Genomic DNA, 20,452 nt, shown 5'->3' with positions numbered 1-20,452 from the left:
CGGTCCAGTCAAGGATGATTCAGTCCTTGGAGATGAAGCGGGACGGATGGATGTCCATCACATTGTCGTCGAAGCCATGCAGCTTCGAGGAAACGATGTCGTGGAAGCTGTAGTAGAGAAGCGGAATGTTACCGACGTCATCGACAAGGATGCGCTCGGCCTCAGTGAGGTCCTTCATGCGCTCTTCCGGCTTGCCGCCAGCGGCAGCGGCCTTGTCCATGGCCGCCTCGTATGCCGGGCTGTTGTAGTTCGAATAGTTGTTGCCGCTCGCCTTGCGTGTGATGCCGAGGAAGGTTTCCGGATCCTTGTAGTCGGCGATCCAGGCGGCACGCGCCACGTCGTAGTTACCCTTCTGCTCAAGGAAGGAATAGTGGGTCTTGGTATCGGTGTTGAGCAGCGTGATCTCGACGCCAAGCGGCTTCAGCTGTTCCTGGATGGCAACCGCGGTGTTCTTGTGATTTTCCGAGGTGTTGTAGCGAATCTCCATCTTCAGCGGATGCTCGGGCGTATAGCCGAGTTTCTCGAGGATCTTCTTGGCGGCGTCCTCGCGGTCGATCTGCGACATGTCGGCGTATTTGGCCATTGCCGGGGTGTAGCCCGCGATGCCCGGAGGCACCATCGAGTAGCCAGGCAGCATGGAGTTCTGCCAGACCTTCTCCGCGAGGAAGTCCCGGTCGATCGCCATTGAGATGGCGTTGCGCAGCTCGACATTGTCCCACGGCGCCTTGTCGGTCTTGATCGCATAGTAGTAGGTGCCGAGATACGGTCCGACACGGACCTGATCGCCGAACTTGGTCTTGAGGTCAGCGAGCTGTTCGGTCGGCAGGTCGCCGTAGCTGTCGAGTTCGCCGGCCTCGAAGCGCTTCATCGCCGACGAGCGGTCTTCGGTCGGGATGTAGTTGACCACGTCCATCTTCACGGTCGCGGCGTCCCAGAATTTCGGATTCTTGACCAGCTTCATGTGGTCGTTGGGAATCCACTCGGCCAGCGTATAGGCGCCGTTCGAAACGAGATTGCCCGCCTTGATCCAGTCGGCACCGAGCTTGTCGATCGAGGCCTTGTTGACCGGATAGGTGGCCTGGTGGGTCAGCATCTCGAGGAAGTATGGCGTCGGCGCCTTCAGCGTCACTTCCAAGGTGTTGGCGTCGATCGCCTTGACGCCCATATCCTCGGGCTTGCCCTTCTTGGTGTTGACTTCCTCGGCGTTCTTCACGGGATAGAGCATGGAAGCGTATTCGGCGGCAGTCGCCGGATCCTCCAGCCGACGGAAGGAGTAGACGAAGTCGTCCGCCGTCACCGGGCTGCCATCCGACCACAAGCCGTCCTTGCGCAGCTTGAAGGTGTAGACGGTGCCGTCATCCGATACGGTCCAGCTTTCGGCGGCGCCCGGAATGAGGTTCGTCTTCTGATCGTGCATGACCAGTCCCTGGAACAGGTCGCGTATGATATCGGCTTCGTAGACGGTCGAGGTCTTGTGCGGATCGACCGTCTCCGCTTCGGCGGCGCTGCCTCTGTTGTAGACGGTCTCGGCAAGGGCCGGTGTCAGGAACGTGCCTGCAGCAAAGGTCATGGTTGTGGCGACCAGCGTCGCCTTCAGCATATTTTTCAGCATGAAGTCTCTCCCTGCGGCGCGGCTTAGCTACTCGCGCCTTTCGAGTGTTAACGCCCCGGAACCGATTTCTGGCCCCTTTGAGCGCGCCGCCGGTTCCCTTTCCGGCAGCTGGTGGCAGGACACTAGACAGACGGAAATATTATTTCAACCGCCCGCTGCTTGACGTAGAGTGAGTAGTCCCGCGCTAAAATAGTGCCAGCTAAAATTCAGATGCCACTCAACTGGCTGCACCTTGCGGTTGCTTTATCGGTTTTCTGTTTCTGCAAGCGAAGTTTGGCATACTCGGCAGTATGCTGCAGAACCCAAAACTCCCCGCTTGGTGGTGTCGTTTCCGGGCGAACGCCTCGGGGACCTCGGCGATCGAATTCGCTATGCTGGCGCCTTTATTCATCCTGCTTCTACTCGGAATGGTTGCATATGGCATCTATTTCGGCGCCAGCCATTCGGTCCAGCAAATCGCGGCGGATGCGGCGCGAACGGCGATTGCGGGGCTGAACGCCACTGAACGCAAGACGCTGGTGACCAACTTCATCAACAACGATGTCAATGGTTATCCCTTCGTCGATGCCACGAAACTGACGGTCGACGCCAAGGACAGCGTCGCCGATGGTAGTCAGTTCGTGGTCTCGGTCAGCTACGACGCACGCAATTTGCCGATCTGGAATCTGTTCCCCAATCTGGCGATGCCGGGCATGACCATTCAACGCCAATCGACGATCCGGGTCGGGGGCATCTGATGCGTCGTGCCGTTGCTGGAATGTGGCAGATATGCCGGCGGCTGCTGCGCGAGAAGCGGGCCAATTTCGCTGTCATGACGGCGCTCTGCGCGCCCGTCGCGCTGGTCTTGACGGCGTTCGCCGTCGACCAGGGTGCGCTGTTCAACGAGCGCCGCGCAGCGCAGTCGATCGTCGACCTGGCGGCAATCACTGCTGCGGCCAATCTTGCCAACGCCGAAACGGCGGTGCTGACGACGCTGAAGGACAACGGCATCAGCTCGGTTGCCGTGCAGAAAGACGGGACAGTCGCGCCGACAGACACCAAGGCGGTGGTCCAGATTGTGCCGGGGCGCTACACCGGTTTGAGTTCGATCGCCGCCGGCAGCCGGTTCGAGGCAGGTAAACTGCCCTACAATGCCGTGCAAGTGTTCCTGAAGAAGCAGGGCACGCTCTATTTCGGCGCCTCGCTCATGGCCCCACCGGTCATCGGCACGACGGCCACCGCAAACGCCCAGGCGCAGGCGACATTTTCGGTCGGCTCGAGGCTGCTCAGCGTCAATGACGGCCTGCTCAACGCGCTCCTCAAGGGACTGGTGGGCGGCAACATCTCGCTCAGCGTGATGGACTATAATTCCCTGATCGCGGCCGACATCAACGTGCTTTCCTTTGTCGACGCGCTCGCGGTTCAGTTGAACATGACCAGTGTATCCTATTCGGATGTGCTGGCTTCAAAGGCCAGCATCGGCCAGATCGCAACCGCCATGGCCAATGTCCCGGGGCTTGGCAACACGGCCAAGCTGGCCTTGCAGTCGGTGGCCTCGAAGGCCACCAGCACGGTCCAGATTCCGCTCAGCCGTCTTGTCGACCTCGGCTCGGTCGGCCGCCTGGGTCTCGGGCAAAAGCCCTCGGGTTTGGGTGTCGATACCAGCGCCATGGGGATGCTGACAGCCGCAGCCTCCCTTGCCAACGGCACCAACCAGGCCCAGCTCGACCTTGGCGTCACCGTGCCTGGCCTCACCGCCGCGACGCTCGACGTCGCCATTGGCGAGCCGATGCAATCCTCGCCATGGCTGGCTGTCGGCGAGGCCGGCACCGTGGTGCGCACCGCGCAGACGCGAATCAAGCTTCTGGCGTCGGTCACCGTCGGCAACAGCAATATCGGCGGCGGCACCAGCCTGCTCTCCGTCACCCTGCCGCTGCATATCGAAATCGCCTATGCGGAGGCCAAGCTGACGGACATAAGCTGTCCGACGGGCCGTCCCGAAAGCATCAAGGTCACCATCGCCACGCGCCCCGGTGTCGTCGAAGCGCATCTCGCGGCCAGCAGTGCCGACGGCAATCCCGGCGCCTTCGCCGATTTCACCAAACCGCAATCCTTCTACAACACCGAAATCGCTGCGGTGAGGCTGCTGCTCGTCCCGCTCTTGTCGGTGAAGGGCTCTGCGGCGTTTGCGATGACCAACATGAACTCGACGGACCTGGTCTTCAACTATAGCGACATCACCGCCAAGACGATCAAGACCGTCTCAACACAGAACCTGACGCAGTCGCTGACCACCTCGCTGGTCAGCGATCTGTCGCTGACGGCCAACGTGCTGGGCCTGCCGATCAACCTCAGCACCCTGCTTGGAACGGTGAAGCCGGCTGTGGTGACGCTGCTGAACAGCGTGACGGCGCCTGTCGACGCGCTGGTCTACAATGTGCTCGCAGCGCTCGGTGTGAGCGTCGGCCAGGCCGATGTCCGGGTTACCGGCGCGACCTGCGGCCGCTCCGTTCTGGTGCAATAGGCCCGATCTATCGGTTAGGGCAATTCCAGGAAAAGTGTGTGCGGTTTTCCCGGGAAAAGCGCGTAGCGCTTTCCCTTGGGAATTGCGTGAAAACAAAGAGATAGAGCGGTTCGCCGTTTCCGTGAAACGGTGAAACGCTCTAGCCGGTTCGTCCGACAAACCAGCCCAGCGCCGGCAGGGACAGCCCTTCCTCCTGTAGGACCGCACCGCCACCCGGAGCTATCGCCACGACGGGCCCGAAATCCGGCGGCAGTGGCCAGTCGGCCGGCTCGTCGGCGAAATTGAAGACGCAGAGCAATGTCTCGCCCTCGCCCTGCCTGATGAAGGCAAGGACATCGCCCTCGGTATCGAGAAAACGGATCGAACCCTTGACCAGAGCGGGATGCGCCTTGCGCAAGGCCAGCATCGTCCGGTAGCCGGCGAGCACGGAATTTTCGTCGCCATTCTGGACGTCGACCGCCCGGGCGCGCTGAATTGCAGGCACCGGCAGCCAGGGCTTGGTCGAGGAAAAACCGGCATTGTCGGCGCCCGCTTCCCAGACCATCGGCGTGCGGCAGCCGTCCCTGCCCTTGACCGTCGGCCAGAAGCGGATGCCGAAGGGATCACGCAGATCCTCGAAGGTCAGTTCCGCCTCCTGCAGCCCAAGCTCCTCGCCTTGATAGAGGCAGATCGATCCGCGCAGGCAGGCGAGCAGAGCGATCGAGAATTTCGCCACCGCATCCGGATCGCCGCCCGGCCGCGTCCAGCGGCTGACATGGCGCACGACATCGTGGTTGGAAAACGCCCAGCAGACCCAGCCATCGGCAACCGCTGTTTCAAACGCCTCGACGCAGCCGCGCACATGGGCAGGCGAGAATTGTGCCCCAAGCAGATCGAATGTGTAGCACATGTTGAGCTTGTCGCCGCCGGAGGTGTAGGCGGCCAGCGTCTGCAGCGAGCGGCCTTCGTCACCGACCTCGCCGACACTGGCGCGGCCGTCATACTCGTCGAGCAGAGCGCGAAAGCGCCGGAGGAAACCGAGGTTCTCCGGCTGCGACTTGTCGAACAGATGTTCCTGGAAGAGATAGGTGTTGGTTTCGCCATTGGTGCCGGCGACGCTCGACGCCAAAGGCGGATTGCTACGCAGCCAGCGGTCATGGACATAGTAGTTTACCGTGTCCAGGCGGAAGCCGTCGACGCCGCGGCCGAGCCAGAACCGAACCGTGTCGAGCAGCGCGTCCTGGACCTCCGTATTGTGGAAATTGAGGTCGGGCTGTGAAGCCAGGAAATTGTGCATGTAGTATTGCCGGCGGGTCGCGTCCCACTCCCAGGCCGGGCCGCCGAAGACCGACAGCCAGTTGTTGGGGGCGTTGCCATCGGGTTTGGTGTCGGCCCAGACGTACCAGTCAGCCTTGGGGTTGTCGCGACTCGATCGGCTTTCGACGAACCATTCATGCTTGTCGGAGGAATGCGACAGCACCTGGTCGATGATTACCTTCAGGCCGAGCCGGTGCGCCTCGGCCACCAGCGCGTCGAAATCCTCCAGGGAGCCGAACATCGGATCGACCGCCTGATAGTCCGATACGTCGTAGCCCATGTCGGCCATTGGCGACTTGAAGAAGGGCGACAGCCAGACAGCGTCGACGCCGAGCGAGGCGACGTGCGCCAGCCGCGATGTGACGCCTAGGAGGTCGCCGCTGCCGTCGCCTGTCGTATCCTGGAACGAGCGCGGGTAGATCTGATAGATGACGCAGCCGCGCCACCAGTCGGCGCTCTCTTCAGTTCCCGACTGGGCATTGTCGTCGGCCATCACGAACCCTTCCTGGCGCGGACCTTTGCGGTCCGGCGCTCGATCATGAAATTCACGCTGCGGCCGGGCAGCGGGCGCGCAAGGTCGATCGCCTGCGTTACAACAGCCGGCTGCCATTGGAACCCTTCCCGCACGGGCAGCGTGAAGACGCATTGGCGGCGGTCGCCATTGACGATGACGGCCAGGCGGCCTTCCGCTGTATTGCCAAGCAGCATGATGAGACGGTGGCGCGCGGCGTCGTTCCAGTCGGCTTCGCCAAGCGGCGCGCCGGTCTCGGTCAGCCAGGCGACATCGGACACATCAGAACCAGTCGGCGGCTCCCCGGTCAGGAAGCGCATGTCAGAAAGCGCCGGCGCAGCGCGGCGCAGTGCGGCGACCGCCGACACATGGGCTTCCAGCACGAGGTCGCGCCCGGCCCAGTCAAGCCAGGTGATGGCGTTGTCCTGTGCGTAGGCGTTGTTGTTGCCCTTTTGCGTGCGGCCGAATTCGTCGCCCGCCGTCAGCATGATCGTACCGCGCGAGGCAAACAAGGTGGCGAGCAGCGCCCGGCGGTCACCGGAACGGGCCTCGGCAACCGCCTTGTCAGGGGTCTCGCCCTCGACGCCATTGTTCCAGGACAGGTTCTCATTGTGGCCGTCGCGGTTCTTCTCGCCATTGGCCTGGTTGTGCTTGGCCTCATAGGCGACGATGTCGGCGAGCGTCATGCCGTCATGCGCGGCGATGAAATTCACCGTGCGGCTGGCGCTGCGCCCTTCTTTGGCGAAGACATCGGACGAGCCGGCAAGCCTTGTCGCCAACGCACCGACGGCGCCTGCATCGCCGCGCCAGAAGCGCCTGACGTCGTCGCGGTAGCGGTCGTTCCATTCCAGATATGGCGGGCGGAAATCGCCCAGCTGATAGCCGTTCGGGCCAATATCCCAGGGCTCGGCGATCAGCACCCTATCGTCAAGGATCGGGTCGGCAGCAATGGCTCGAAGCAAAGGTGCTTCCGGATCGAAAACGCCATCGACGCGGCCGAGGATCGGCGCCAAATCGAAGCGGAAACCGTCGACGCCGGCGTAGCGGACGAAATGACGGAGCGTATCGAGCACCATCTCCCGAACGATAGGATGGTCACAGGCGACCGTGTTGCCGGTGCCGGTGTCGTTGGCCAGGCGGTTGTCGGCCTCATGCCTATAGTAGGCACGGTTGTCGAGGCCGCGCAGCGACAGGGTCGGCCCGAGCCGATCGCTCTCACCGGTGTGGTTGAAGACGAGATCGAGGATGGTGCCGATGCCGGCCTTGCGCAGCGCAGCTACCGTGTCGCGCAATTCGGTCAGGCCGCCCGGCGCCAGGCGCGGATCGAGGGCCATGAAGGTGACCGGGTTGTAGCCCCAGGCGTTGCTCAAGCCGAGCGGCGGCAGATGCCGCTCGTCGATCCATGCCGTCACCGGCATCAGTTCGACGGCGGAGACGCCTATCTTCTTGAGGTGTTCGATGATGGCGGGATGAGCAAGTGCCGCGATGGTGCCGCGCTGGGCTTCCGGCACGTCGGGGTGCAGCCTGGTGAAGGAACGGACATTGATCTCGTAGATCAGGCCGCCGGGCTGGAACAGCGGCGGCTTGGCCGGCACGACCTTGGGCGAAGCCGCGGCAATTGCCTTGGGCATGAGCTGCGCGGTGTCGGCGCCTTCGTTGCGTTTGGCCGTGAGCCGCCAGTGATACTGGTACGGCCGGTCGATTTCGACGGCGTAGGGATCGGTGAGCAGCTTGTCGGGATCGAACCACAGGCCGCGTTCGGGCGCATAGTCGCCATCGGCGCGAAAGCCATAGCGGGTGCCGCCGGCAAGGCCGGCGATTGACAAGGCAAAAACGCCCTCGCCTTCCGGCTGAAGCTCAAGCCGGTCGGTTTCGCGGGTGCCGGTGTCGTCGAAGATCGACACCCAAAGACGCCGTGCCGACGACGACCAGGCGGCGAAGCGGATGCCATCGCGGGTGATGGTTGCGCCGAGATGGGTCATGGGCGCGGCTTTCCTTCTTCCCTTGTGGGAGAAGGTGGATCGGCGCGCAGCGCCGAGACGGATGAGGGGTGCTGGAAGGAATGGGGCATTGGTGCTTGAAACGATGGTGTGCGCCAAGCTGGAGCACCCCTCATCCGGCCGAGCCTCGCTCGGCCACCTTCTCCCACAAGGGGAGAAGGAGAGGCGCGCCGCACCACTCTCAAGTAATCACGCTCGGCTTGTTGCGGCCGGTGTGGCTCTTGATGCCGGCAATATCATCCGCGGCCGCAATCAAATCGGCGAGCGCCTCTTGCGTGTCGAGATCGTGCCTCGCTCTGTCCGGCTCGTAGCGCTCGATATAGACGCGCAGCGTCGCGCCTGATGTGCCGGTGCCCGAGAGGCGGAAGACGACGCGCGAGCCGCCTTCGAACAGGATCCTTATGCCCTGGTTCTTGCTCACCGAACCGTCGACCGGATCGTGATAGGCGAAGTCGTCGGCGTTGGCGATCTTCAGGCCGCGCACGCTGGTGCCAGGCAGCGAGGTCAGCTTGGCGCGCAACTCGTCGACCAGGGCATTGGCGCGTTCGGTCTCGACCTCTTCATAGTCGTGGCGCGAATAATAGTTGCGGCCATAGGTCGCCCAGTGCTCGGTGACCACCTGCTTGGCGCTTTCGCCGCGCACCGCCAGGATGTTGAGCCACAACAGCACTGCCCACAGCCCGTCCTTCTCTCGGACATGGTTGGAGCCGGTGCCGGCACTTTCCTCACCGCAGATCGTTGCCATGCCGGCGTCGAGCAGATTGCCGAAGAACTTCCAGCCGGTGGGCGTTTCGTAGATGCCGATGCCGAGCTTTTCGGCGACGCGGTCGGCAGCGCCGCTGGTCGGCATCGAGCGGGCGATGCCTTTGAGGCCGTCCTTGTAGCCGGGCGCCAGTTGCGCATTGGCGGCAAGCATCGCCACCGAATCCGAGGGGGTGACGAAGATGCCCTTGCCGATGATCAAATTGCGGTCGCCATCGCCGTCGGAGGCGGCCCCGAAATCCGGCGCGTCCGGTCCCATCATCTCGTCATAGAGATGCTTGGCATGGACCAGGTTGGGGTCGGGGTGATGGCCGCCGAAATCCGGCAGCGGCTTGTAGTTGCGGCAGGTGCCGTTCTCCGCGCCAAGCCGGCGTTCGAGGATTTCCTTGGCATAGGGACCGGTGACCGCATGCATGGCGTCGAAGCGCATGCGAAAGCCGTATTTGAAATTGGCGCGGATGGCGTCGAAGTCGAACAGGCTTTCCATCAGCTCGGCATAGTCGGTGACCGGATCGATCACCTCCACCGTCATGCCGCCGGCGTCGACGGTGCCGATCTTGTCGATGTCGATCTGGTCGATATCGGCGATCTTGAAACTCGAAATCGTCTTGGTCTTTTCGAAGATCGCGTCGGTGAGCTTTTCCGGCGCCGGGCCGCCATTGCCGGCATTGTACTTGATGCCGAAATCCTCATGCGGGCCGCCCGGATTGTGGCTGGCCGACAGAATGATGCCGCCGAAGGTCTTGTATTTGCGGATGACATGCGAGGCGGCCGGCGTCGACAATATGCCGCCCTGCCCGACCATCACCTTGCCGAAGCCGTTGGCCGCGGCCATGGCGATGGCTTTCTGGATGACCTCGCGGTTGTAGAAGCGGCCGTCGCCGCCAATCACCAGCGTCTTGCCCTTGAAGCCATCGAGCGCGTCGAAGATCGACTGGATGAAATTCTCGGCGTAGTACTCCTGCTGGAAGACAGGCACCTTCTTGCGCAGGCCGGACGTGCCGGGTTTTTGGTCAAGATAGGGTTTGGTGGCGACGGTTCGGATCATGCTTCAGGCAACCCTTTTCGAAAGCAACAGGCGGTAGAGTTCAACGTATTTGTCGGCGCTCTTGTCCCAGGAAACATCGGCTTTCATGCCCTGGCGCTGGATCTGTTCCCACACGGCCGGGCTCGCATGCGCGTCGACCAGCCGGCGGATGGCGTGCAGCATGGCGCCGCCATTGTTGGGCGCGAACTGGAAACCGGTGGCTACACCTGCCGAGATCGCGGCTTCGTTGGCGTCTATGATGGTGTCGGCAAGGCCGCCGGTGCGGGCAACGACCGGCACGCAGCCATAGCGCAGGCCGTAAAGCTGGGTCAGCCCGCAAGGCTCGAAGCGCGACGGGATGACGATGGCGTCGCAGCCGCCTTGCATAATGTGGGACAAGCCCTCGTCGTAACCGACGACAACGCCGACGCGGCCGCGATGGCGGGCGGCGGCGGCAAGCAGCGCGCCTTCGAGGCCGGCGTCACCCGAGCCGAGGATCGCCAGCCGCGCGCCGGTGGCGACGACGCCGTCGACCACCGCTGCCAGTATGTCCATGCCCTTTTGCCAGGTCAGCCGGCTGATCACGCAGACGATCGGGCTGTCGTCATGCTCCAGATTGAAACGGTCCTCGACAACCGCCCGGTTGGGAAGGCGATCCTTGAGCGTCTGTGCGGAATAGGCCGACACCAGATGCTTGTCGGTCTCGGGGTTCCAGATGTCGGTGTCGATGCCGTTGACGATGCCGTAGAGGTCCGAGGATCGCATGTTGATCAGGCCGTCGAGGCCCATGCCGAATTCGGGCGAGCGGATTTCCTGCGCGTAGGTCGGGCTGACCGTGGTGATCGCCCAGGCGGCCTGCAGGCCGGCCTTGAGGAAGCCGACGCCGCCATAATACTCAACGCCGTCAAGCGCCATCGCCACCGCCGGCAGGCCGAGCTCACCGAAGATGCCGGCGCCGAACTGGCCCTGGAAGGCAAGGTTGTGCACAGTGATCAGCGACGGCACGCCGACCGCCTTGCCGTATCGCATATAGGCCAGCGTCATCGCCGACTGCCAGTCATGGGCATGGACGAGATCGGGCTGGTAACCGGAGATGGCGCCACCGGCGATGTCGCCACCGACCTGGCTCAACGCCGCGAAGCGCCGCCAGTTGTCGGGCCAGTCGGCGCCGGCCGCATTGCCGTAAGGGCCGCCCGGACGGTCGTAGAGATGCGGCGCGTCAAGCACGAACAGGTCGAGCCCGGCAATCTTCACGGCATGGACCGAAGCCTTGCCGCCCTGCAGCAGTGGGTACTGGTAGACGGCCTTCCTTTTCTTGAAGGCGTCCATCACCTGCGGAAAGCCGGGAATGAGCGTGCGCATCGTCATGCCCTTGGCGGCAAGGGCGATCGGCAGTGCGCCGGTCACGTCGGCAAGTCCGCCGGTCTTGATCAGCGGGAAAATTTCGGGCGTGACCGACAGAACCTGCATGCGTTTATGGTCCGATCCTTGTTTTGCCGCAATTCCGGACGGAGAACCGCTTCACACTTTTCCTGGAATTGCTCTACAGCTTCAGCTTGTCGATCATGTCCTGCGTGACCAGGCAGATGCCCTTTTCCGAAACGCGGAAGCGCTTGGCGTCGAGAGCGGGGTCTTCGCCGACCACCAAGCCTTCCGGTATCCTTACACCGTGGTCGATGACGACCCGCTTCAACTTTGCGTTCCGGCCGACATGAACGTCGGGCAGCATGACGACTTCTTCCAGCGTCGAATAGGAGTTGATGCGCGCGCCGGTGAAGATCAGGCTGCGCTTCAGCGAAGCACCCGAGACGATGCAATCGCCTGATACCAGCGAGGAGACGGCCGAACCGCGCCGGCCGTCCTCGTCATGCACGAACTTTGCCGGCGGCTTCAATTCGGCATAGGTCCAGATCGGCCAGTCGCGGTCGTAGAGATCGAGTTCAGGGGTAATATCGGTCAAGTCGATATTGGCTTCCCAATAGGCGTCGACCGTGCCGACGTCACGCCAATAGGCCTCGTTCTCGGCGGTCGAGCGCACGCAGGATTTGGCGAAGCGATGCGCGATCGCCTTACCGTGCTGGACGATATAGGGGATGATGTCCTTGCCGAAGTCGCGGCTCGAACCCGGCTCGGCGGCATCGCGGCGCAGTTGCTCCATCAGGAACTTGGTCTTGAAGACATAGATGCCCATCGAGGCCAGGGCGAATTCCGGCTTGTCGGGAATGCCGGGCGGATCGGCGGGCTTTTCGACGAAGGCGATGATGTTATCCTTACCGTCGACGTGCATGACGCCGAAGCCGGTCGCTTCCATGCGCGGCACTTCGAGACAGCCGACGGTAACGTCGGCGTTGGCGTCGACGTGCTGGCGCAGCATCAGTTCGTAGTCCATCTTGTAGATGTGGTCGCCGGCCAGGATGACCATGTATTCGGGGCCGTAGGCCTCGATGATGTCGATGTTCTGGTAGACGGCGTCGGCGGTGCCTTCATACCACTGGGTTTCCGAGACACGCTGGCTGGCCGGCAGGATGTCGAAGCTTTCGTTTCGCTCCGGGCGCAGGAAGTTCCAGCCGCGCTGCAGGTGGCGGATCAGCGAATGCGCCTTGTATTGGGTGGCGACACCGAGGCGGCGAATGCCGGAATTCAGCGCATTGGACAGCGCGAAATCGATGATGCGCGTCTTGCCGCCGAAATAGACAGCAGGCTTGGCGCGCCGGTCGGTCAATTCCTTGAGCCGGCTGCCGCGGCCGCCGGCCAGCACATAGGCCATGGCATCGCGCGCCAGCGGCTGGGTTCTCTTCAAGTCTGCCATTTTTTACCCTCCCAAATTACCAGTCTGGAGCACTGCTCACTCCGCAACGAGTTGACGGACCTAGTCCGCAACGAGTTCAAGCATGATCGTCGACAGCGGCGGCAAAAGCATCGTTGCCGATATGCCTCCTCCCTCCGCCCTGGCTTCGACCACGCCGCCATTGCCCTTGCCCGAACCACCATAGTCCGAAGCGTCGGTGTTGATGATTTCGCGCCATTTGCCGACGTTGGGCAACGGCACGCGATAATTGTCGCGCGGCACCGGCGTGAAGTTGGAAATAACGGCGATGGGATTGCCGTCAGGCGCACTGCGCAGCCAGGCGAAGACCGAGTTTTCCTTGTCGTCGACGATCAGCCAGGAAAAGCCGTCCGGCTCGCAGTCGCGCGCATGCAGCGCCGGGCGCGAGCGGTAGAGATAGTTGAGGTCGCGCACCGTCTGCCAGACACCGCGATGCGGGCGGAAGTCGAGCAGGTTCCAGTCGAGCGCGCGCGCCTCGCTCCATTCGCGGCGCTGGGCGAATTCCTGGCCCATGAACAACAGCTTCTTGCCGGGATAGCCCCACATGAAGGCGTAAAAGGCGCGCAAAGTCGCAAACTTCTGCCAGTCATCGCCGGCCATCTTGCCAAGCAGCGTGCCTTTGCCGTGCACGACCTCGTCATGGGAGAGCGGCAGCACGAAATTCTCTGAAAAGGCGTAGGTCAGGCCGAAGGTCAGGTCGTTGTGGTGGTGCTTGCGGAAGATCGGCTCCTTGGCGAAATACTCCAGCGTGTCGTGCATGAAGCCCATGTTCCACTTGAAGCCGAAGCCCAGCCCGCCTTCATGCACCGGCGCCGAGACTTTCGGCCATGAGGTCGATTCCTCTGCGATCGTCATCACGCCGGGATGGTGGCCGTAGAGCTCCTTGTTCATCTTCTGCAGGAAAGAGACCGCTTCGAGGTTCTCGCGGCCGCCCTTCTCGTTGGGGATCCATTCGCCGGCTTTGCGCGAGTAGTCGAGGTAGAGCATCGAGGCGACCGCATCGACGCGCAAACCGTCGACATGGTATTTCTCGGCCCAGAACAGCGCATTGTTGACGAGGAACGACACCACTTCGCGGCGGCCGAAATTGTAGATCGCGGTGTTCCAGTCGGGATGGAAACCCTTGCGCGGATCGGCATGCTCATAAAGTGCTGTGCCGTCGAAATTGGCCAGGCCATGCGCGTCGACCGGGAAATGCGCCGGCACCCAGTCGAGGATGACGCCGACGCCAGCGCGGTGCGCACCGTCGACGAAACGGGCGAAGCCGTCGGGGTCGCCGAAGCGCGCCGACGGGGCATAAAGTCCGGTTGTCTGATAACCCCATGACGGGTCATAGGGATGTTCGGAGATCGGCAGGAATTCGATGTGGGTGAAGCCGGTTTCGACGGCATAGGGAATCAGTTGGTCGGCAAGTTCGTCCCATGACAGGAAGCTGCCGTCGTCGTGCTGCTGCCACGAACCGGCATGGACCTCGTAGATCGAGATGGCTTCGCGCCGGGGATCGGCCTTGCGCCAGTAGCTGCGGTGGGCATCGTCGCCCCATTCATGCGCCGGCGGCACTGCCGTCACCGAAGCGGTGGCCGGGCGCAGCTCGGATTTGAAGGCGAACGGATCGGCCTTGAGCGGCAGGCGTACGCCGTCGGGGGCGATGATCTCGTATTTGTAGGGCCGTCCAGCGCCGATATCGGGAATGAACAGTTCCCAGATGCCGGTGTCGCGGCGGTCGCGCATCGTGTGCCGGCGGCCATCCCATTCGTTGAAATCGCCGACCACGGAGACGCGGCGCGCATTGGGCGCCCAGACGGCGAAATGCACGCCCGACGCGCCTTCATGGTCGATGAGATGGGCGCCGAGCTTGTCGAACAGTCTGAGATGCGACCCTTGGGCGATGTAATAGTCATCCATCGGGCCGAGCACCGGGCCGAAGGAATAGGGATCGGTCAGCCACCAGTCGCCGCCGGCATTTTTGGCGTGATAGCGCAGCGGCTGGCGTTTGCGGATCGAAACCTTGCCCTCGAAGAAACCGGCATCGTCGCGGCGTGAGAGTTCGCCAACCTCCTTGCCGGTCAACGTATAGGCGGTGACGAACTCGGCATTGGGCACGAAGCAGCGGGCGACGAAGCCCTTGCCGGCTTCATGCACGCCCAGGATTGCAAAAGGATCGCCATGCGTGCCGGCAACAATCGCCGCGACATCGCCGGCTGGTGCCAGCCCGTCCGGCCCGCTTGTCGCAGCGGTCACGCGCGGTTTCCTCATCAGCCGATTTCCCTCCCGGGGAGCCAGTTCTTGTTCTTGTGCACAAGACCCATTGTTCGTGGCCTCATGCAATCATATCAGGCGGGTACGTTCCAGATTTCTTTCGCATATTGGCGGATCGTGCGATCGGAAGAGAACCAGCCGACGCGGGCAACGTTGCGGATTGCGCGTGCGTACCAGTCGGGACTGTTGCGCCAGACGGCGTCGACATCGCGCTGGGTGGCGGCATAGGCATCGAAATCGGCCGCCACCATGAACCAGTCGGTATTGTAGAGACCGTCGATCAGCTCGCGGTAGCGGTCCGGCTGGTCGGGCGAGAACACGCCCGACGAGACGGCGGCGACAGCCTGCGCCAACTCTGGCGAAGCCTCGATCACGGCGCGCGGGTTGTAGCCATTGTTGCGCCGCTCGGCGACTTCGGCCGTGGTCAGGCCGAAGATGAAGATGTTGTCGTCGCCGACGCACTCCTTGATCTCGACATTGGCACCGTCGAGCGTGCCAATGGTCAAGGCGCCGTTGAGCGCGAACTTCATATTGCCGGTGCCCGACGCTTCCATGCCGGCGGTCGAGATCTGTTCTGAGAGGTCGGCGGCCGGCATCAGCACTTCGGCCAGGCTGACATTGTAGTTCGGCACGAAAACCACTTTCAGCAGGCCGCGCACCGACGGGTCGCTGTTGATAACCTTGGCGACGTCGTTGGCGAGTTTGATGATCAGCTTGGCGTTGTGATAGCTCGGGGCCGCCTTGCCGCCGAAGAATTTCACGCGCGGCATCCAGTCTTTCTCGGGATGCGAGCGGATCTGATCGTAGAGGGCGATGGCCTCCAGGATGTTGAGCAGCTGACGCTTGTATTCGTGGATGCGCTTGACCTGGATGTCGAACAGCGCCGACGGATCGAGCTTGATGCCAAGCCGGTCGGCGACGAGATTTGCGAGCTTGACCTTGTTGGAGCGCTTGACGGCGGCGAACTTGTCGCGGAAAGCGGCGTCGTCGGCAAAGGCATCGAGCCCCTTGATGGCCTCGATATTGTCGAGGAAGCGGTCACCGATCGCCTTGCGGGTAAGCGCGGTGAGGCCTGGATTGCACTGGATCAGCCAGCGCCGCGGCGTGATGCCGTTGGTCTTGTTGTTGATGCGATCGGGATAGAGCTTGTGGAGATCGGCAAACACCGTCTCCTTCATCAGCTCGGTATGCAGCGCCGACACGCCGTTTATCGAGTGCGAGCCGACAAAGGCGAGGTTGCCCATGCGCACGCGGCGGTCGCCATTTTCCTGGATCAGCGAGATGCGGCTGATCTGCTCGCCCGAGAACTGGTTGGTGGCGCGCGCTTCGAGCAGCACCTGCGCATTGATGGCGTAGACGATCTGCATGTGGCGCGGCAAAAGCCGCTCGAACAGCGGCACCGGCCAGCTTTCCAGCGCCTCGGGCAGCAGCGTGTGGTTGGTGTAGCCGAAGGTGCGCTTGGTGATGTCCCAGGCCTGGTCGAAATCCATGCCGTGGACGTCCATCAGCAGGCGCATCAGCTCCGCCACGGCAATCGCCGGATGGGTGTCGTTGAGATGGATCGCCGCCTTGTCGGGCAGCGAGACAAGATCGCCATACTGGCTGAGATGGCGCTGGACGATGTCTTGCAGCGAGGCGGTGGAGAAGAAATACTCTTGGCGGAGCCTGAGTTCCTGCCCTGCCTTGTGGGAATCGGCGGGGTAAAGCACGCGCGACAGCGCATCAGCCTTGTTGCTTTCGGCAAGTGCGCCGATGTGGTCGCCGGCGTTGAACTTGTCGAGCAGGATCGGATCGATCGGCATGCCGGACCACAGCCGCAGCGTGTTGACCCGGTTGGCGCGCCAGCCGACCACCGGCGTGTCGTAGGCGACGGCCTGGACATGCTCGGTCGGCTTCCAGACGTGGCGTTCGAGCCTTCCGTCCTTGGAGGTGATCGATTCCACCGAACCGCCGAAGCCGACCTCGAAGGCGCGCTCGCGGCGTTCGAACTCCCAGGGGTTGCCGTGGTCGAGCCAAGTTTCGGGCAGTTCGACCTGCCAGCCGTCATGGATTTCCTGGCGGAACATGCCGTTGGCGTAGCGAATGCCGTAGCCATGGGCGGGAATGTCGACAGTCGCCATGCTTTCCATGAAGCAGGCGGCGAGCCGGCCGAGACCGCCATTGCCGAGCGCGGCGTCCGGCTCGAGCCCGGCGATGAGGTCGAGGTCGACGCCGAGCGACTTCAGCGCTTCGCGCATATTGTCCATCAGGCCGAGATTGGAGAAGGCATCGCGCATCAGCCGGCCGATGAGGAATTCGAGCGACAGATAGTAGACGCGCTTTTCCTGCTGGGCGTAGGCCTCCTGCGTCGCCTGCATCCAGTGATCGACGATGCGGTCGCGCACGACCTTGATCGAGGCTGTCAGCCAGTCATATTGGGTGGCGACGGAGGTGCCCTTGCCGACCCGGTATTTGAGTGCCGACAGCACCTCGTCGGCGAGCGTCTTGGGATCGGGAATTTCGAGAACAGGGGCTTTGGCTGTCATTGTTCGCGTCATACTGCCTCTCGTGATCGTGCTGCGATCATACCGGCTTTCGCTGTCAGTCCCAGCCCCTCCTAGTGCATTGCAACATACATTCAATCGATTTAGATCGATATGCCGCCGGTTGCCCCTGCGGCAATTTATCCGTCGAGCGGATCAGGCCGCGAGCGCCGCCTCCGGCGGAACCTTGGCTCCAGTCATGAAAGCCACGGCATCCGACATCGTATATTGCTTGGGATCGATGAGGGCGAGGCGACGGCCGAGCCTGTGGATATGGATGCGGTCGGCGACTTCGAAGACATGCGGCATGTTGTGCGAGATAAGTACGATCGGCAGGCCGCGGTTCTTGACGTCGAGCATCAGTTCCAGCACGCGGCGGCTCTCCTTGACGCCGAGTGCGGCGGTCGGCTCATCCATGATCACCACCCGGCTGCCGAAGGCAGCAGCACGCGCCACCGCCACGCCCTGGCGCTGGCCACCCGACAGCGTCTCGACCGACTGGTTGATGTTCTGGATGGTCATCAGCCCGAGTTCCGAAAGCTTTTCGCGGGCGATCCGCTGCATCGCCGAACGGTCGAGCCTGCGCAGCCACTGCCCGACAAAGCCCGGTTTGCGCAACTCGCGACCAAGAAACATGTTGTCGGCAATCGACAATGCCGGCGACAGCGCCAAGTTCTGGTAGACCGTCTCGATGCCGGCGAGGCGCGCCTCGATCGGCGAGCGGAAATGGACCACTTTGCCGTTGAGCTCGATGGTGCCGGAATCCGGGATGACGGCGCCGCACAGCGCCTTGACCAGCGTCGACTTGCCGGCGCCGTTGTCGCCGATGACGGCGAGGATCTCGCCCGGCATCAGGTCGAAATCGGCATTGTCGAGCGCCACCACCCTGCCGTAACGCTTGTTGAGGCCTTTTGCTTGGAGAATGGGCTGCGGGCTCATGCCGATATCTTCCTGATCCACTGGTCGATGGTGACGGCGAGAATGATGAGGATGCCGACGGTGAACTCCTGCCAGAGCGAGTCGACGCCGGCCAGCGCTAGGCCGTTGCGAAACACGCCGACGATCAGCGCGCCGAACAGCGTGCCGAGGATCGAACCGCGGCCGCCGAACAGCGACGTGCCACCGATCACCACCGCGGTGATGGCGTCGAGATTGGCGGTCTGGCTGCCGAGCGGGCTTGCCGCACCGATGCGGCCGATGAGCGCCCAGGCCGCGATGGCGCAGATCAGGCCGGCAATGGTGTAGACGGCGATATAGACGCCGCGCGTGTTGATGCCTGCAAGGCGGGCGGCCTCGTCATCGTCGCCGGTGGCGTAGACGTGGCGGCCGAAGGCCGTGCGGTTGAGCATGTACCAAATGATGACTGCGGTCAGGATCATGCCGATCGTGCCGTAGGTCAGAACGGCGCCGCCGCCCAGCCGGATCGTGTGGCCGAGCCACTGCAGCAGCGGCCCCACCGCCTCGATGTCCTGCGCCCGCACGGTTTCCGAGTGCGAAACGTAGGTGACCATCGAGCCATAGACGCTCCAGGAACCGAGCGTGACGATGAAGGGCGGCAATTTCACCACCGCGATGAGCACGCCATTGATCAGACCGCAAACCAGACCCGTCATCAGGCCCAGGAAGAAGGAGAGTTCAACCGGAACGCCGTAGGTGACGGTCAACCGGCCCATGACGATCGATGACAAGACCATCATCGCGCCGACCGAAAGGTCGATGCCGGCAGTCAGGATCACCAGGGTCTGGGCGATGCCCAGAAAGGCGATGATGGTGACCTGCTGCAGCACGAGCGAAAGGTTGAACGGCGCAAAGAACCGGCCGCCGGCGGCGACCGAGAAGATCAGGACGCCGATGAGCAGGACGATGAACGGGATTGCTGTCGGAAATTCGTGCAGGAAGCGCTGCACGCTTTTCAGCGGCGATTGCCGGTCGTCGTCGAAACTCGCCACCGACTGGTCGCTGCCCTGGAGGCCGCGTTCGGCGGTGGCCGAACCGGTTCTGTCGTCGCTCATCTGTCGTCCCCTCCCAAGGATCCCGTGTTTTCGGGAAAGAGCGGCTAAGGCCGCCCTTTCCATTGCAGTTTAAACCCTTCTGGAGGGTCTTAGGAAGGCATCAGCCCCAGCACAGCTCCAGGCCCTTCTTGGTGTCGATCGATTCGACGCCAGTGACCGGCTTGTCCGTGATCAGCGTCGCACCGGTGTCGAAGAACTCCTTGCCGGGGGTCGGCTTCGGCTTCTCGCCGGTCTTGGCGAACTTCTCGATCGCTTCCATCGCCATGGCCGCCATCTTCAGCGGATATTGCTGCGAGGTTGCGCCGATGACGCCGGCCTCGACGTTCTTGACGCCCGGGCAGCCGCCGTCGATCGACACCACCAGCACCGAGCCGTCATCCTTGCCAGCCGCCTTGAGCGCCTGGTAGCCACCGGCAGCCGCCGGCTCGTTGATCGTGTACATGATGTTCACGTCGGGGCATTTCTGCAGCAGCGTTTCCATCGCCGTGCGTCCGCCATCCTCGGCGCCGCCGGTCATTTCATGGCCGCAGATGCGTGCGTCGTCCTCGTCGCCGTATTTCTTGCCATCCTTGATGTCGATGCCGAAGCCCTGCATGAAGCCCTGATCGCGCAGATAGTCGACCGTCGGCTGGTTGGTGGCGAGGTCGAGGAATGCGATCTTGGCGCTCGCAGCCTTGTCGCCCAGCGTGCCCTTGGCCCATTGGCCGATCAGTTCGCCGGCCTTGAAATTGTCGGTGGCGAAGGTCGCGTCGGCGGCGTCGATCGGATCGAGCGGGGTGTCGAGCACGATGACCAGCAGGCCGGCGTCACGCGCCTTCTTGATGGTCGGCACGATGGCGCTGGAGTCGCTCGGCACAATGGCGAAGCCCTTGGCGCCGGCCGAGATCAGATTCTCGATGGCAGCCACCTGACTGTCATTGTCGCCGTCAAACTTGCCGGCGAAAGTCTGCAAATCAAGGCCTAGTTCCGTCGCCTTGGCCTGCGCGCCCTCGCGCATCTTGACGAAGAACGGATTCCCTTCCGTCTTGGTGATCAGGCCGACAATATCGGCTGCATGCGAGGCCGTGGCCATCGCGCTGTAAAAGGCAAGGCCAGAGATGGCCGCCTTCATGATATTCCAT

Annotated in this window: 13 protein-coding genes; 2 read left to right on the top strand and 11 right to left on the bottom strand. The window is 62.8% G+C overall.

Annotation, left to right across the window (positions count from 1 at the left end; genetic code table 11):
* Window positions 1-19 precede the first annotated feature (19 nt).
* A complete protein-coding gene (locus AC04SG_RS24565) occupies window positions 20-1,612 on the bottom strand; it encodes a peptide ABC transporter substrate-binding protein (RefSeq protein WP_192256479.1) in 1,593 nt (530 codons plus the stop codon).
* Between the two features lie 290 nt (window positions 1,613-1,902).
* Between AC04SG_RS24565 and AC04SG_RS24560 the strand changes: the two genes are divergently transcribed.
* Together AC04SG_RS24560 and AC04SG_RS24555 are read left to right on the top strand one after the other, a co-directional pair.
* Window positions 1,903-2,349 (top strand): TadE/TadG family type IV pilus assembly protein, encoded by a 447-nt coding sequence (locus tag AC04SG_RS24560; RefSeq protein WP_488553147.1) that lies wholly within the window; start codon window positions 1,903-1,905, stop codon window positions 2,347-2,349.
* Entirely contained in the window at window positions 2,349-4,115 is a 1,767-nt protein-coding gene (locus tag AC04SG_RS24555) for a pilus assembly protein TadG-related protein (protein WP_488553146.1), read from the top strand. The genes AC04SG_RS24560 and AC04SG_RS24555 overlap by 1 nt, the downstream gene beginning before the upstream one ends.
* 139 nt (window positions 4,116-4,254) lie before the next feature.
* Here AC04SG_RS24555 and bglA read toward each other — a convergent pair whose 3' ends face one another.
* From bglA to AC04SG_RS24505, 10 genes are all read right to left on the bottom strand, one after another.
* Window positions 4,255-5,904 carry a beta-galactosidase BglA gene (gene bglA / locus AC04SG_RS24550; protein WP_488553145.1) on the bottom strand — a complete coding sequence of 550 codons (1,650 nt, stop codon included), beginning with the start codon at window positions 5,902-5,904 and terminating at the stop codon, window positions 4,255-4,257.
* Window positions 5,904-7,904, bottom strand: coding sequence for a glycogen debranching protein GlgX (gene glgX / locus AC04SG_RS24545; protein ID WP_488553144.1), 2,001 nt, complete (start codon window positions 7,902-7,904; stop codon window positions 5,904-5,906). The genes bglA and glgX overlap by 1 nt, the downstream gene beginning before the upstream one ends.
* A 199-nt stretch (window positions 7,905-8,103) precedes the next feature.
* On the bottom strand, window positions 8,104-9,732 hold the full coding sequence (locus AC04SG_RS24540) for an alpha-D-glucose phosphate-specific phosphoglucomutase (protein WP_488553143.1): 1,629 nt from the start codon (window positions 9,730-9,732) through the stop codon (window positions 8,104-8,106).
* A 3-nt stretch (window positions 9,733-9,735) separates the two neighbouring features.
* Window positions 9,736-11,181, bottom strand: a complete 1,446-nt coding sequence (gene glgA / locus AC04SG_RS24535) for a glycogen synthase GlgA (RefSeq protein ID WP_488553142.1) — start codon at window positions 11,179-11,181, stop codon at window positions 9,736-9,738.
* A gap of 73 nt (window positions 11,182-11,254) precedes the next feature.
* Window positions 11,255-12,520, bottom strand: coding sequence for a glucose-1-phosphate adenylyltransferase (glgC, locus tag AC04SG_RS24530; RefSeq protein WP_112564064.1), 1,266 nt, complete (start codon window positions 12,518-12,520; stop codon window positions 11,255-11,257).
* A gap of 60 nt (window positions 12,521-12,580) precedes the next feature.
* Complete coding sequence (gene glgB / locus AC04SG_RS24525) at window positions 12,581-14,794, bottom strand: 1,4-alpha-glucan branching protein GlgB (RefSeq protein ID WP_488553141.1); 2,214 nt, start codon at window positions 14,792-14,794, stop codon at window positions 12,581-12,583.
* Between the two features lie 77 nt (window positions 14,795-14,871).
* Window positions 14,872-17,334 (bottom strand): glycogen/starch/alpha-glucan phosphorylase, encoded by a 2,463-nt coding sequence (locus tag AC04SG_RS24520; protein ID WP_488553140.1) that lies wholly within the window; start codon window positions 17,332-17,334, stop codon window positions 14,872-14,874.
* A gap of 141 nt (window positions 17,335-17,475) precedes the next feature.
* Window positions 17,476-18,258 (bottom strand): ATP-binding cassette domain-containing protein, encoded by a 783-nt coding sequence (locus tag AC04SG_RS24515; protein WP_488553139.1) that lies wholly within the window; start codon window positions 18,256-18,258, stop codon window positions 17,476-17,478.
* Window positions 18,255-19,331 carry an ABC transporter permease gene (locus AC04SG_RS24510; RefSeq protein WP_488553138.1) on the bottom strand — a complete coding sequence of 359 codons (1,077 nt, stop codon included), beginning with the start codon at window positions 19,329-19,331 and terminating at the stop codon, window positions 18,255-18,257. Before AC04SG_RS24510 ends, AC04SG_RS24515 begins: the two co-directional genes overlap by 4 nt.
* Window positions 19,332-19,431: 100 nt before the next feature.
* Complete coding sequence (locus AC04SG_RS24505) at window positions 19,432-20,442, bottom strand: substrate-binding domain-containing protein (RefSeq protein ID WP_488553153.1); 1,011 nt, start codon at window positions 20,440-20,442, stop codon at window positions 19,432-19,434.
* Window positions 20,443-20,452: the final 10 nt, after the last annotated feature.

This window comes from Mesorhizobium sp. CNPSo 4684, assembly GCF_057784315.1.
This window is presented reverse-complemented; position numbering and strand designations above follow the sequence as displayed.